A 14736-nucleotide genomic window follows, 5' to 3' on the forward strand; every position below is an offset into this window, starting at 1 on the left:
AGGAGTTCCGTCCTGGTGAGGCTCCCGATCCACACTCGCTATTTTTGGCTAGTTGGGGTCCTAATCTCAATCTACGTGATTGTTAGCTACTTGATATTGCCCGCAACATGGACTCGGATCGAGCATCGACCCGGCCTTTCAAAACGGGCGATGGTAACCGCGACGGCTCAGGGGATACCAGGTGACGCGATTAATGTCGGACTGGTCGGAGCTCGGGGAGACGTGGTCTCAGCGTTCCATGCAGCCGGCTGGTATCCGGCCGATCCCGTGACCTTGCGCACTAGCTTTGAAATCATTGGAAGTGTTCTATTGGATCGTTCATACAAGAATGCCCCCGTGAGCCCGCTCTATTTCGACGGTCGGCCTGAGGATCTGGCGTTCGAAAAGCCTGCGGGCACCAGTGCGGACCGTCGGCAGCACGTCCGGTTATGGCTAGTCTTGCAAAGCGGCGCTGACGGCGGTCCGGTTTGGCTGGGATCGGCGAGCTTCGACAGTGGGGTCACTTTGAGCCGCGATACGGGTCAGGTCACCCACAAGATAGCGCCCAACATCGATGAGGAACGCAATCGTTTAATTGAGGGACTGGATAACGCCCGGACGGTACTGAGTATCTCGCAAGTGAGGGGTGTTGGTCCAACTTTGAACGGTCGCAACGGTGAAGGCGACCCCTATTACACCGACGGCGAAATATGGGTGGCGACCCTAATTTCGGCTGGCCAGAAAGCACCGGATCCCGCGAAAATAACCTCCGCGCCCGCACTGATTCAGATGAAGGATATGATGTTTGCGTGGAGTTCTTTCCTGAAGTGATAATTCGAGCGAACAGAGAGCAATCGCCTTCCCTTCCTCGTCGAGCGGAAATGTCCGCTCTGGGTCTTGGCTCTGTAAACATCATTTCAAGGAACATTCGCAACGGTTTGGCTGGTCAACGGCGAGTGCCGGCCTACCCCCTCGAAACGGGCATTCTCAGGAGAGGCAGACAATCTCAACGGTGCCCAATAGCGGACTTCCGGCTGGCTCGGACACAGATGCCAAACTCTGGGCTCGGCGTGGTCGTAGTCCGCGCTGTGGATAGTGTTCTTCTTTTTGGCGGGTCGCAATCAGATTTGAACGTGGCCTGAACGTTGTTGCGGGCGGAGGCAAGCCCTCGTCGATGAAAGGTCGCGCCGATGGGTAAGCCATCATCGAAATCCGAAGGTAGCCGGGCCAGAGGCAGCCGAGAGAGCATTGGCGGCGGCCGGGATCGACCGACCTGACTTCGTCTTTATGTTTGCTTCCGTCGGATACGAACAGCGCGCACTCTTAGATGCCGTCCGCGTAGCCACCGGTGGTGCTCCACTGGCCGGCGGGTCTGGCGGGGGAGTCATCGCAGGTGCCGAAGCCGACGAGTCGAGCTTCGCAGTGGCCGTGATGACCATCAGATCCGACGAATTGAATTTCACGAACCCAATCGCCTTTGAAGATCGATAGCGCCCTTCAAAAAATCAATGATGCCAATGCGGCGCCTTTGTTCCTGATTCTGTCCGACGTCAATATGCCCGGTATGAGCGGGCTTGAACTCCTGCCAAAAGCCAAAGCGTCACGACCGGACGTCCCGGTGATCATGATCACCGCCTACGGCGATGGCGGCACCACGAAGAGCCTCTGAGGGAGGTGCAGCGGCCCTATTGACTAAACCAATCGACTTCACTGCGCTTCGTCGCGAAATAGATGGTCGACTCAAGCCTGGACATTAGTTTCCATGTCCGTTTGGGGCGCAATCGCGCCACTTCAATTCCAGACCGATGCCTGAATCATCGAGCGGCGGATCACCACGCGAAATCTTACTTTGTAATCGCACGCCTCGTTGGCGTAACTGTCGACGTAGGCGCGGCGTTCGAGATCGCGAATGTCAACCAGACGTTCCACCCTTCGGGTCGGTTTTCCGCGGCGAATTCCCTGTAACCTTTGAGATTTAGGTATCCCTGCTTGTCTCCAACTGGGAACAGATAGCCAAGCTGGGGTCCAAGGCCGAACACTCGCGACTTAAATCCGCCAAGGAAAGCCGCGGCGCCGAAGTCGTCCGTCACTTGCTGATAGGCATATCCGACCGCACCGACAAAAAGCTGCTTGGACAAAAAGTGTGACGCGCCCCAATCAAAATGGAAGTCGATGCCACTTTGATATTGCGTAGTTGGATTCTTGAAATTGTACGTGAAGCCGCCGACTCCGGAAAATTCGACGCCCGTCGCTGGGTTGAGGTAGGTGTACCCGGCGCCGAAGTCGATGCCGCCGTGCCCGATACCGATGTTCGACAGACGTGTGGATTCGTAGGACCCGACTGGAATATCCCCGTACCCGTAGACCATATAATTGTGAACGCCCTGATTCCATTTCATCGTCACCAGGGGATAGAGATCGCCGACGCCGGTCAACGAATCCGACAGAACGCCATTACGCGTCGCGACAATGGGACCGACCTGTGCGGTCAGAGTGCCCGCAATGCTGGTGTCGAGATGGCCGACAACTCCGATCACGCCTATGGCGAGTTGGCCCCCGAGCACAGGGGTCGCGAAGGTGTACGTCGGTGAAATGAACATCAGATCGCCGCGGGCGCTCAGATTGGCGTTGAGATTGACGTTCGCCGTCGCCGGGACCTGGCCGATCTGGATTTGCCGCGCTGCGGCAACATTTCCGGATGCTCCGACGCTGGTGTGATAGCCCACTACCCCGAGCGACCATCCCGGAGTAACGGGGGCAGCGGCAAGGCTACCGAATTGGCCGGGAAGCCAAAGAGAGACACCGTTCTCGTCCGCCCTGGATATCTGAGACTGAAGCGCTAACGTCGCGGCAGCGATGAATGTCATTCGACAAATATTCGAGGAAGCGATTTTTATCCGACTCTCTCAAGTACGCGCCAACACCTAAACAAAACTAGATCAGAATAGCTGTCGAAAGTCTGTGGTTTTGCAGCCACAGGCAACACCAGAAGTTGTTCTAGTCAGGTATGCTGCGACAGCCCGGATTGCGCCGCCCCAGAATATGGCCTCCCTCACCCAGATCTCCTGCGAAGTCACCTCGCACCGGCCTCGGATGGCCTATAGGGGTCTGGGGTGCCAACCTTGATCGGAGGGTATTTCTTGAAACTTGTTTCCAGTTCGCTGATGATCCTCACTGCGGGATCGGCGACCCAGGAGTTTTGCGCCCCAACATCGCGCTCCTCCTTCCGGTCGGTGAGTAGATTAATGATCTTTGGCAACGGCAATTTCTGCGGCGGAGCGTACATGTTTTCCTGCCAGATGAAGTGCACTTTCCAATTTCGCCATTTAACGGCTGAAAGGCGGTCGGCGACGTAGGCCGGGAAGCCCTCGCGGTTGGAAGCTTCCTGTTTGCCGAGAAAGAAGTCCAACTGATCCACACCGTCGATCGGGCGATCCTTCGGGATATCCGCACCTCCGACGCGCGCAAACGTCGTGAAAAGGTCAACAACGTGGACGATTTCGTTGCTGACCCGACCCGCTCGCACCTGGCCCGGCCAGCGAATAATGAACGGCGCTCGCAGCGAGCCTTCCATCGCTGTGAAATACGTCCCGCGCCAGGGCCCGCTGTCCCCCTCCCAGGGATGGGTTGCCTCCGGGCCGTTGTCGCTGGCGAACACGACGAGTGTGTCGTTTTCGATGCCCGATTGCTTGATGGCATCGAGGATTTGTCCGGCACGGTGGTCCATCTCAGCCAGACAATCGGCCCAGTCGCCCTTGCCTGTCTTGCCTGCGAATTCCGGATTTGGAAGCGTCGGCATGTGAACCTGCGCGAACGGAACGTAGGCGTAGAACGGCCTGCCTGCGCTGGCATTGCGCTTGATGAATTCCACCGCACGTGTCGTGATTTCCGCGTCCATGGTGCGACGGCGATCCACGTCCAGCACCGCAACTTGCAGAGGTTTCTCACCCTTGCTCGCTTTATAAATATGCTCGGGATGAACGACGTTCGCATTCCAGCCCTGCTCGTTCCCGACCGACGGCCACATGCTCCTAGTTTTGTTGAGCGAAGGCCACATCGCCTCGTCGTACGTGCGCGGGATGCCATACCACTCGTCAAATCCCTGGTTTGTCGGCATTCTGTCTTCGGCGCTTCCAAGGTGCCATTTGCCCCAAATACCGGTCGCGTACCCCTGCGCCGATAGCAGCTCCGCGATGGTGACTTCCCACTGTGTCAGTCCATCAGGAACCCCACCGATCGGCACTTCGTAAGTGCCGGAACGGATGGCAAAACGGCCGGTCAACAGAGCTGACCGAGACGGTGTACATTGTGCTTCGACGTTGAAATTGAGCAGACGCATTCCCTCGCCGGCCAGGGCGTCAATCCGCGGAGTAGCTGCGCCGCGAAGGATTCCACCGCCATAGACGCCCAACTCGCCATAACCCAAATTGTCCGCCAGCATGACGACAATGTTGGGCCTTCTGGGCTGCTGCGCGGCCGCTGATCCGCTTGAGACGGTCAAGGCGACCAGGGAAGCAATTGAGCCAAGCCAGACGCGCTTATTCATGAGAGTTCCCCAGTGCCAACCCGCCGCCCTCACACTCTACGTTAGGCAGGCTCAGTTGCTCGAAGGTGGATTGCGCAGTTTTTCCATTGCCTGTTCGACCGAGAATGAGCCCGGACGTTGGCGCGGCGGAAACTGCTGGAAGCTCATGAGATGTTGGCCCACGACCGCCTGTGCGGGCACAAGCACAAAGGCATGCTCGACGAACCACCGAACGTAGTCACCGGCTTCATGCTGAGCTCGCTCGAACGGGTCCGATCGGAGGTTAAACAACGACGGCAACCGAAGTTGGATCATCGGCTGTGACCAAACATCGAAACCATGGGCTTTTTGTTCCAGGAACACAGCTTTCCATTGGTCGTAGCGAAGACCAGCCAGATTACCATCGTCGGTCCAGTAGAAAAACTCGCGGCGCTTATTGGGACCTTTGCGCGAGAGAAGGTCGCGCTGATCGTAGCCGTCGAGGTGAACCTTGAAGTTCTTGCCAGCGGCGTCATAGCCCAACAGCAACTTGCTCTTGACGTCTGGTTCGCCGGCTGCCGCGAGCAGCGTGGGTGCCCAGTCTTCTGCTGAGAACACATCGTTGGTCTCGGTTCGGGCAGGCACGGTCCCGGGCCAGCGCACCATTGCCGGGACGCGATAGCCCCCCTCCCAATTGGTGTTCTTCTCTCCCCGGAACGGGGTGGCGCCGCCGTCGGGCCACGAGAAAGTCTCCGCACCGTTGTCGGTGGTGTAGATGACGATGGTATTGTTGGCGATCCCAAGGTCGTCAAGCTTCTTGAGCACCTGCCCGACTTGGCCATCATGCTCGACCATCCCGTCGGGATAAACACCGAACCCGGTCTTTCCCTGTGATTCAGGCTTCAGACGGGTCCAGATATGCATCCGGCTCGGGTTGAACCACACGAAGAAAGGCTTCTTGTCGCGATTAGCGCGCTCAATGAAGTCGTTTGTGGCGCCAAGGAATTCCTCGTCGATCGTCTCCATGCGCTTTTTGGTCAGCGGCCCAGTGTCCTCGCATTTCTGCTTGCCCCAGGTACCGAAGCGGGGATCGTCGCCCGGCGTGTCGGTCGCGACCGCGATGCACTTCATCACGCCACGCGGGCCGAACTGCGCCCTGAACGCAGGGGTCTTTGGATAGTCGGGATGCTCCGGCTCGTCTTCGGCATTTAGGTGATAAAGGTTGCCGAAGAACTCGTCGAAGCCATGCACCGTGGGCAGGAATTCGTTGCGATCGCCAAGATGATTCTTTCCGAACTGACCGGTCGCGTAGCCGTGCGGCTTCAAGAGTTCAGCTATGGTCGGATCCTTAGTGGATAGGCCTTCCTTTGCAGTAGGCAGGCCCACTTTGAGCAATCCCGTGCGCAACGGACTCTGCCCCGTAATAAAAGCTGCACGTCCGGCGGTGCACGATTGCTGTCCATAATAGTCAGTAAAAATCGCGCCCTCGTTGGCGATGCGGTCGATGTTGGGAGTGCGATAACCCATCATGCCGCGATTGTAGGCGCTGATGTTCCAGTAGCCGATGTCGTCGCCCATTATGACAAGGATGTTGGGTTTTTGTTGTTGCGCGGATAGCGGCGAGACAAGTCCTGCTGCCGCCCCAACCGATGCGAGGAGACCAATGCACGCGCGTCGAAAGATGTTCATGATCGTCTCTCTCATATTGTTGCGTGGGGGCCTCGATGCGCCAGTGCAGGCGGCGTCGAAAAGCGACGCCGCCTAGCAGTCACCGGTTGTCAGTCGCTGCGATTCTTGGACTTTTTGAGTGAAGCGAGAACCTGATCGAGGTTGTAGCTTGCCGGGTCCTGCATCGGCGGAAACTCCTTGAAGGATTCGAGTTCCTTCAGCCAGAGCAGCTGACCGATCGGCAGGATATTCCAGTCGTAAAGGTAAGCGGTGCTCGGAGCGGCAAGTGCTCCGCCCAATCCCGTGAGGCTTTTCTGGTCGGCACCCACCGTATACTCGAACGGATCCCGCTTGATATTGGCGATCTGGGTCCAGTGATAGGTCGTCGCGCCAGTCAGTCCGTCCATCGGGCCGGCGCCGACCATGGTGTAGTAGAGCTTCCAGTTCTTATACCGCACCGCCGACGGTTGCGCGCCGGTATAGTAGAAGAAGGTATCGCGCGCCGACTTCTCCGACCTGCCGGTCAGGTAGTCGGCTTGGCTGATGCCGTCGAGCTTGGTCTTGACGATGCCTGGGTAGCCTCCGGTCATAATGCGTTCATTCAACGCATTGCCCTTTGGCCCGCCCGCCAATTCGACGAGTGTCGGCAACCAATCCAGCGCAGCGAACATCTGGTTCTTGACCGTTCCCGCCTTGATGCCGCCGGACGGCCAACGGACAACGAGTGGAGCGCGCATGCCACCTTCCCAAGTGGTCAGCTTTCCACCCTTGAACGGTGTCACGCCGCCATCCGGGAAGGTGATCACCTCGGCGCCGTTATCGGTGGTGAACACGACGATGGTGTTGTCGAGCGCACCAATGTCACTCAGTTTCTTGAGCACCACGCCGATATTGTCGTCGAGCTGCTTCATGCCGACTTCCTGAATGCCCCAATCCTTGCCGCCGCGCTCGCCGAGCATGGCCTCATATTTGGGCGAGAACACCGTCGTGATGTGCATGCGAGCGGGGTTGTACCAAGCGAAGAATGGTTTGTTGGTCTTCTTCGGATCATTACGATCGAGGAAGTCGACGACCTTGGCAGATATCTCCTCGTCCACCGTCTTGGAGCGCTCAAGCGTCAGCGGCCCTTCATCTACGCATGTCTGGTTCTTGGCAGTTCCGTCGGATGACTTGCATGCCATCACCGGGCGTGGTGGCGTAAGGCAAGTCGCTGTCCTCGGATCCACAGCGCCGGGGACCTCGACAAGGCCCGGAATCGGCGTGTTCTTGCAAGGCGGAACGATCGATTGTTGGGTGGGTGTTCTGTTGATGTCAGGGTAGCTTACTCCCTGCATCGCATCGAGATGATAAAGGTAACCCCAAAACTCTTGGAAGCCGTGTGCGGTCGGAAGGGCGTCGGTGTGGTCGCCTAGGTGGTTTTTGCCGAACTCGCCGGTGTTATAGCCCAGGTCGAGCAGGAATTTGGCCAGCGCTGGGGTACCCGGCCGCAGATAGGACGGACTGCCGGGGAGCTGAGGAGGAATCATGCCCGTTCGCAGCGGATGCATCCCTGTGAAGAAGGCGTTGCGGCCCGCCGTGCAGCTTTGCTCGGCATAATAATCCATGAAGATCGCGCCTTCATTGCCGATGCGATCTATGTTGGGTGTCTCGCCTACCATCAGGCCGCGATGGTAAATGCTGGGCTGCATCCAGCCGATGTCATCACCCATGATGAACAATATATTGGGCTTCGGGGGCGTTTGCGCCGCGGCCGGTGTGCTGACCGGGCCGGCCAGCGGTATCATCATCGAGGCGCTGAGTAGCGCGGCGCAAGAGCGCCTGAGCCAACCTGCCGGTTGCCGTCGCGGTGTTTCGGTCAGAAGCTGCTTGTCGTCGAAGGTAAAATCTAACATGACTTGGCTCTCCCGTTTATGGTTCATCGGACGCTCCTCGCCTGACGCAGCGAAATCCAAGATGACTTGTTGACGTATCGACCTCCTCCGCATGTCGTGCTGCCGGCCGGTAGCGCCGGCAGTAGTTCGGCGCGCACAAATGCGAGCCGCCTTTAATGACCTTCCGGGGAATCTTCACGTTTGTCGTTCCGGGGTCGAAGCTGTCGACCTCCCGGCCGCCGCGCGGATTCTGCGGTATGCAGCACGCCTTCGTCGCATCCGGCTGATGCTTTGGCGAGTACCAGTCGGCGGTCCATTCCCAAACGTTGCCGATCATGTCGTAGAGGCCATACCCATTGGGTGGGAACGCAGTTACCGGCGAAGTTCGCTCGAACCCGTCGGCATTGGCGTTCTGAAGGGGGAATTCACCCTGCCAGGTATTGGCCATGTGACGCCCGGCTGGCATGAATTCATCACCCCAGGCAAATTCGACAGCTTCAAGCCCGCCTCGTGCCGCAAATTCCCACTCGGCTTCGGTCGGAAGGTCCTTACCCGCCCATGTCGCGTAGGCGAGCGCGTCGGTGAAGGCCACGTGCACCACTGGATGGTCATCGAGACCCCGGATGTTGCTTCTTGGGCCGTAGGGATGCCGCCAGTCGGCGCCCTTGGCGAAGCTCCACCATTGGCTGAAGTCCCGGAGACTGACCTGATGAGCGGGGGGAGAGAACATCAGCGAGCCCGCATAGATCATATGCGGAAGCGCCCCCGGATAATCCTTTGGATCCGGCGTAATCTCGGCGACGGTAACATGTTTGGTCGCCCTTACGAACTTTCTGAATTGCCGGTTTGTCACTGGATGCTGGTCCATCCAGAAGCCATCGATGGAGACCCGATGCGCTGGAGCTTCTTCGGGATAATGCTTGTCCGACCCCATGCGAAAAGTGCCGCCGGCTATCCAGATCATCCCCTGGCTTTGCGGGGAATCAGCGGAAGCATGGCCCATTGCCGCGGGTGCAGAGAAAAGCGCCGACATTCTCGAGCGTTGCCTCCCGATCGATCGCCAAAACGGCATTCGTGATTGGCGCACGTTACGTGGGGGCCCTGTCACAGGCTATTGGACCGTAGTCCACCATTGAACGATTCAGCTGTCCTCAACCGGGAGCTTCATCCGAATGGGGGGACTGCAGGGACAGCGTCGATCGGTTTCGTCTGACGAAATATATTCCGTTCGCACAGCTCAACGCGCTTCGAAAATCATCCTTTCTTCCGTGGGTTGTGACGTTCGCACCGCAGATATGCAATTTGTGCCACAACTTAATAGGGAGCTCTCGATGAGCGACTAGTGAAGCACCGCAAATGCGCGACCGGTCGCCGCAACGATCGTAGGCGCCTCCGTTCAGAGCAACCCGCTTACATTCCTAGCGCGGAAGGAGTGGGATACGGTCATAAAGGATGCTATCGTGCATAGCGCAAACGCAGAATCGTGCGAGTACTTTTTAGAAATTTAGTGTTGAGTGCGACCTTTCCAAAATGAAGACGACGCACATTGCTTTATGGTGCAGCATTGGACTGCTATTTTTGCTCGGGGAAGCCCGCGCTGCGGAGCGTTCGCGAGTTCTTGTGCTTCACGGCTTCAACTACTCATTTCCTGCCACCAGCCTTATTGCGGAATCAGCTCGAAAGCGACTGATCGAGCACTCGAGATCAATAGAGATTGATGCGGAGTTTCTCGATCTCGCCCGGAATCCCCACGCAGCTCATGCGCTGCGAACGGCGACGTTTATTCGCGATAAATACGGCACGAATCCTCCGGACCTAGTGATGGCGCTGGGCAGCGCCGCACTACCATTTGTCATCCAGTATCAAGACCTTCTTCCCAAGGTCCCAGTGGTCTTTGCATCCATCTCGCCTCAGACCTATGCGGCGTTGCGCCCTCCGCCGGGAATTACCGGGATCATCACCGGCTTCGACTTAGCAAAAACGCTATCGCTGGCGGAACGGTTGCAACCGGAGGCTCGTCGCCTGTACGTCATCGCAGGCAGCGGCGAGGCGGATCGTCGTTGGCAAGCAACCGCTCGCAGGGTCATCGAGCAGCGAGGTACCAAATTCGAGACGACTTTCCTGTTCGAACTTCCTTATGCCGAGCTCGTTGCTGAATTGTCGAAGGTACCTAAAAATTCGATCGTGATCGTCCTGACTATTTTTGTCGATGGCGACGGCAAGGCCTTCGTTCCGGCGCAGGTCGCCGCCGATTTGGCCAAGCTTTCACCTGCCCCGGTTTACGGGCCTTACGATACGTTCATCGGAGACGGCGCAGTCGGCGGATTTGTTGAGACGTTCGAATCGATTGGCACCGCAGCTGCTGAAATGGCTATCGAGATTATGAAGGGCGCGGATCCGACGACGCTGGCACCCCGAACAAATCCGGTCCAGCATTACCGCGTCGATTACCGGGCAATGGAACGCTGGAATCTGAAGGAAAGAGATCTGCCTCCCGGCACTGTCGTCTTGTTCAAGCCACCGACGATCTGGGACGAACATCGGGGCACCGTCCTGGCGGCACTTTCCGTGCTCGGTCTGCAAACGGCCTTCTTGGGCGCCTTGCTGATTCAATGGCGCAGGAGACAGCAAGCGGAAAAACTGCTGAAGGTTAGCGACGATCGGATGATCTTTGCCGCCGCTGCGGCAAATATCGGACTCTGGCAGTTTGACCGGGCTACGGATGAGCTGTGGGTCACCGACCATTGCAAGAGGCTGTTCGAATTGCCGCAGGAAACGCCGATTACCCGAGAGGTGCTTCTCGCCGCCGTTCATCCCGAGGATCTGGAAATCGCAAACAGCACAATTTGTAAGCCAAACAGGTCGGAACGGCCTGCCGCCAATGATGTGCGGATTGTCTTGCCGAACGGCAAGTTGCGTTGGATCCGCATACGCGCTCGCCCCTATGCGGGAGGCGACGATGAGCCCGGCCAATTAGGGGGCATTTTCGTCGATATCACTGACCAGAAATCGGCCGAAGCCGAGACCGCCTTGCAACGCCAGGAAGTTGAGCACCTGATGCGTGTGTCTGTCTTAGGCGCACTCTCCGGTTCGATAGCCCATGAAATCAACCAACCGCTCACTGCGATACTGTCAAACGCCCAGGCGGCCCTGAACTTGTTGAGACAAAAATCGCCGGATCTCGAAGAAATCCGGGATGCTCTTCAGGACATCGTTCACGAAGACAACCGCGCCGGAGAAGTGATACAGCGACTCCGTCATCTCCTTAAAAAAGGCGAGCGAAAGCTAGAATCGGTCAACATCAATGACCTTGTCCGTTCGACCGCGGCCCTGCTCCACAGCGAACTGATCGGCCGGGAAATCAGCATAAGGTTCGACCTTGAGAACAGGCTGTTCCTGACAACGGGAGATTCCGTTCAATTGCAGCAAGTTCTGCTTAATCTTGTCATGAACGGAATGGATGCTATGGCCGCGATCCCGGTCGATCAGCGACATATTCTGATTTCAACCCGCGGGATGGAGAGCGGATCGGTTGAGGTGTGCGTAAAGGATCGAGGGCACGGCATTGGTCCTTTGGAAAATGGACGTTTATTCGAACCATTTTATACTACAAAGGAACACGGCCTCGGTCTTGGACTCGCGATCTGCTCGGCCATCGTAGAGGCACATGGCGGGCAGCTTACGGTTATGAACGAAGCGAGCGGGGGCGCGATCGCAGTGCTTTTGCTACCGAGCTGGGAGGCTACGACGTCATGACAGATGAATTTACTGTCTATTTGGTCGATGACGATGCCGGTGTGCGGAAAGGACTGTCGCGATTGCTTCGCACCAAGGGGTATGAAGTTCAGGCCTATTCATCTCCGCAAGAATTCCTCCTGCAACACGACCCCGCGGCATCTGGTTGCGCAGTACTCGACGTTGCTATGCCGGGACTGAATGGTCTCGGCCTGCAACAAGCGCTGACTGCTCAAGGCTCGCACCGACCAGTGATATTCATTACTGGCAAAGGCGACGTTCCAACCAGTGTACGCGCCATGAAGGCAGGCGCGCTGGATTTTTTGACCAAGCCGGTCAAGGAAACGGATCTGCTTGAAGCAATCCAGCGCGCAAAAACCCGGGACGGGGAGCAACGACGGGCTGACTCTGAACTGGACTCAATCCAGGCGATGATCAGCTCGCTGACCCCGCGAGAACGGGAAGTACTCGGACACGTGGTCGCCGGCCGGCTCAACAAGCAAATTGCCGGCGATCTTGGTACAGCCGAAAAGACGATCAAGGTGCACCGCGGCAGGGTGATGGAAAAGCTCGGCGTTCGAGGCATTGCCGACCTGGTCCGCCTGGCTGAAAAGGCAGGGATCGCAAAATAGCAATCCGGGTCTATTGGCCCAAGGGTCAACTCGACCGCCGAGCAAACAGGGCGCAATGTTCCTCTATGGCGGAGGTTTCTTCCTGGATTGCTGTGGTCGACGATGATCCAGCCGTGCTCAAGGCGTTGAGCAGGCTGTTGCGATCCCACGCCTATAAGGTTCACACATACGGATCTGGAAAAGAGTTCCTTGCTTCCTTGTCCGATGGACTTCCCAGATGCCTGATTGTCGATCTCCAGATGCCGGTTATGGGCGGGCAAGCACTCCAAGAGCATTTAATACGTAATGGCTACGGCATCCCGACGATCATGGTCACGGCTCACCACGACGCGGCGCACCAGGAAAACCTTCGATTGGCGGATCTTCTCTTGAAGCCCCTTCAGGATAGCACCTTACTTGCCGCTATAGATCGAGCAATCAACGTTCCTCGCGAGGAGCTTTAACGTTTGGTTCGAGATAGCTCTCCTTGAACGAAACCATAACGAATGGAGATATAAAAATGCCTCTTTCAATTTCGATGATCGCCTTGAGCTCGCAACTCGTCGTCACCGTTGCCGATCGCGTTCCGACGTTCGACATTGTTCGGAGCTGCAAGCTCGACCTTGCCGCAACGGCCGGACTTAGCGACGTCCAATCGCTGAAGTCCTGCATAAACGATGAAACGGCGGCCCGGCAGCAGCTCGGAAGCCAATGGCCAAAATTCGCCCCATCCAGCAGAACGAGTTGCGTCTCCCAAGAGAGCATTGGAGGCACGCCGAGCTACGTCAGCCTGCAAACCTGCCTCCAGATGGATGTATGGGTGAAGACGAGATAGCCGGTACCCCCGTATTGCCAATTCGCGCTTTGTTAAATTTCGTCTCGCCCGAGATCACGGCCAACTATGCGCGGTAGATAAGCATGCGTGGGGTACGATATTGGACCAGGGTCCAATATTCCGCGATAGGCTCCTTCCATAACGTATGCAGCGCGAACTGTAGCAAGGCATCAAGCTCAATCGGCAACTGGCAGCCGGCTAGTGCCTGATGGCCCCGTCGTCGTTAATGTCCAAAGGGACCTTTATCATGTCTGCATCTCGGTTTCCCCTTCTTGATCGTCGATTTCTGCTCACTTCGCTCGCAATCCTCCCTCTCCTTTCTGCTTCGTCTCGTTTCGCATCGGCGCAGGCACGATCCGACCCGCTGCCCTCTTGGAACGATGGCGCGACAAAGGCCTCGATCCTCAACTTCGTCGCGCGCGTCACGACGCAAGGCGGGCCCGACTTCGTAGCGGCCGACAAGCGCATCGCGACCTTCGACAATGACGGAACGCTCTGGGTCGAGCAGCCGATGTACGTGCAACTGGCCTTCATACTGGACCGCGTGAAGGCGATGGCGCCCATGCATCCGGAATGGAAGACCAAGCAGCCTTTCGCGGCGGTGCTGGACAACGATTTCAAGGCACTCGCGGCATCAGGCGAAAAAGGACTGGTTGAACTAGTGGCGGTAACTCATGCCGGCATGACGACGGCAGAGTTCGAAAAGATCTCCTCGGACTGGCTCGCGACCACGCGCGATCATCGCTTCAAACGACCCTATACCGAACTGGTCTACCAGCCGATGCTGGAACTGCTCGCCTACCTGCGCGCCAGCGGTTTCAAAACCTTCATCGCGTCGGGCGGCGGAATTGAGTTCATGCGGCCGTGGACCGAGCGGATCTACGGCGTGCCGCCGGAGCAGGTGATCGGTTCGTCGATCAAGACCCGATTTGAAATGAAGGACGGTGCGCCAACCCTTTTCCGGCTGCCCGACATCAACTTCATCGACGACAAGGCCGGAAAACCGGTTGGCATCAACGAGCACATCGGCCGCCGTCCGATCGCCGCCTTCGGTAATTCCGATGGCGATCTCGAAATGCTGCAATGGTCGACGCTCGGCGCCAGTGGTTCGCGGTTCGGTCTGATCGTTCATCATACCGACGAGGTGCGGGAATATGCCTACGATCGCCATTCTCACTTCGGCAAGCTGGACGTGGCGCTCGATGCGGCGAAGGTGAACAATTGGACGGTGGTCGACATGAAGAAGGATTGGAATCGGATCTTCGCTTTTGATTAGCCAGCCTAGCGGCAATTCATATGCAAAACGATTCCGACCGGAGAAGCAGATATGAAGACCATAGTGGCGGTCTTATTCGGCCTGACCGTGCTCTCCGGCCGGCGGCCTTCGGCCAAAATGCGCCATCGACCTCCATGAAAACGATCGGTACCCCGACCGCCGCTGCCAAGCCCGAGATCGTGCCGTCGCTATTCGTATTCAATTCGCGCGGTGCAACCCCTCCAAGGAGAAACTCTGGTGCTGACCGGCGTGACGCT

General features: G+C 57.5%; 12 protein-coding genes and 1 pseudogene. 8 read left to right on the plus strand and 5 right to left on the minus strand.

Features of this window, described 5'->3' with window-relative positions:
- Window positions 1-150 precede the first annotated feature (150 nt).
- From JQ558_RS16075 to JQ558_RS16085, 3 genes and pseudogenes are all read left to right on the plus strand, one after another.
- Complete coding sequence (locus JQ558_RS16075) at window positions 151-810, plus strand: LssY C-terminal domain-containing protein (protein WP_249142484.1); 660 nt, start codon at window positions 151-153, stop codon at window positions 808-810.
- A gap of 456 nt (window positions 811-1266) precedes the next feature.
- Window positions 1267-1470, plus strand: a complete 204-nt coding sequence (locus tag JQ558_RS38340; protein WP_409410528.1) for an FIST N-terminal domain-containing protein — start codon at window positions 1267-1269, stop codon at window positions 1468-1470.
- 1 nt (window position 1471) lies between these two features.
- Window positions 1472-1736, plus strand: a pseudogene (locus JQ558_RS16085) (response regulator); the annotation flags it as partial.
- Between the two features lie 87 nt (window positions 1737-1823).
- Here JQ558_RS16085 and JQ558_RS16090 read toward each other — a convergent pair.
- From JQ558_RS16090 to JQ558_RS16110, 5 genes are all read right to left on the minus strand, one after another.
- Window positions 1824-2846, minus strand: coding sequence for a transporter (locus JQ558_RS16090; protein WP_212294178.1), 1023 nt, complete (start codon window positions 2844-2846; stop codon window positions 1824-1826).
- Between the two features lie 206 nt (window positions 2847-3052).
- Window positions 3053-4525, minus strand: coding sequence for an arylsulfatase (locus JQ558_RS16095; RefSeq protein WP_212294179.1), 1473 nt, complete (start codon window positions 4523-4525; stop codon window positions 3053-3055).
- A 51-nt stretch (window positions 4526-4576) separates the two neighbouring features.
- Complete coding sequence (locus tag JQ558_RS16100) at window positions 4577-6172, minus strand: arylsulfatase (RefSeq protein WP_249142485.1); 1596 nt, start codon at window positions 6170-6172, stop codon at window positions 4577-4579.
- Window positions 6173-6261: 89 nt separating this feature from the next.
- On the minus strand, window positions 6262-8043 hold the full coding sequence (locus JQ558_RS16105) for an arylsulfatase (RefSeq protein WP_212294181.1): 1782 nt from the start codon (window positions 8041-8043) through the stop codon (window positions 6262-6264).
- Window positions 8044-8059: 16 nt separating this feature from the next.
- Window positions 8060-9025 (minus strand): formylglycine-generating enzyme family protein, encoded by a 966-nt coding sequence (locus tag JQ558_RS16110; RefSeq protein WP_249142498.1) that lies wholly within the window; start codon window positions 9023-9025, stop codon window positions 8060-8062.
- A 527-nt stretch (window positions 9026-9552) separates the two neighbouring features.
- On the opposite strand from JQ558_RS16110, the gene JQ558_RS16115 reads away from it, so the two are divergent.
- From JQ558_RS16115 to JQ558_RS16135, 5 genes are all read left to right on the plus strand, one after another.
- Window positions 9553-11778, plus strand: coding sequence for an ABC transporter substrate binding protein (locus JQ558_RS16115; protein ID WP_212294182.1), 2226 nt, complete (start codon window positions 9553-9555; stop codon window positions 11776-11778).
- Window positions 11775-12389, plus strand: a complete 615-nt coding sequence (locus tag JQ558_RS16120; RefSeq protein ID WP_212294183.1) for a response regulator transcription factor — start codon at window positions 11775-11777, stop codon at window positions 12387-12389. Before JQ558_RS16115 ends, JQ558_RS16120 begins: the two co-directional genes overlap by 4 nt.
- Window positions 12390-12454: 65 nt before the next feature.
- Complete coding sequence (locus tag JQ558_RS16125) at window positions 12455-12832, plus strand: response regulator transcription factor (RefSeq protein WP_212294184.1); 378 nt, start codon at window positions 12455-12457, stop codon at window positions 12830-12832.
- 23 nt (window positions 12833-12855) lie between these two features.
- The gene (locus JQ558_RS16130) at window positions 12856-13203 is read left to right on the plus strand and encodes a hypothetical protein (protein WP_212294185.1); all 348 of its coding nucleotides are present in this window, start codon (window positions 12856-12858) and stop codon (window positions 13201-13203) included.
- 247 nt (window positions 13204-13450) lie between these two features.
- Entirely contained in the window at window positions 13451-14479 is a 1029-nt protein-coding gene (locus tag JQ558_RS16135) for an HAD family phosphatase (RefSeq protein WP_212294186.1), read from the plus strand.
- The last annotated feature ends 257 nt before the right edge of the window (window positions 14480-14736 follow it).

The organism is Bradyrhizobium sp. AUGA SZCCT0160, assembly GCF_018130105.1.
GTDB lineage: Bacteria > Pseudomonadota > Alphaproteobacteria > Rhizobiales > Xanthobacteraceae > Bradyrhizobium.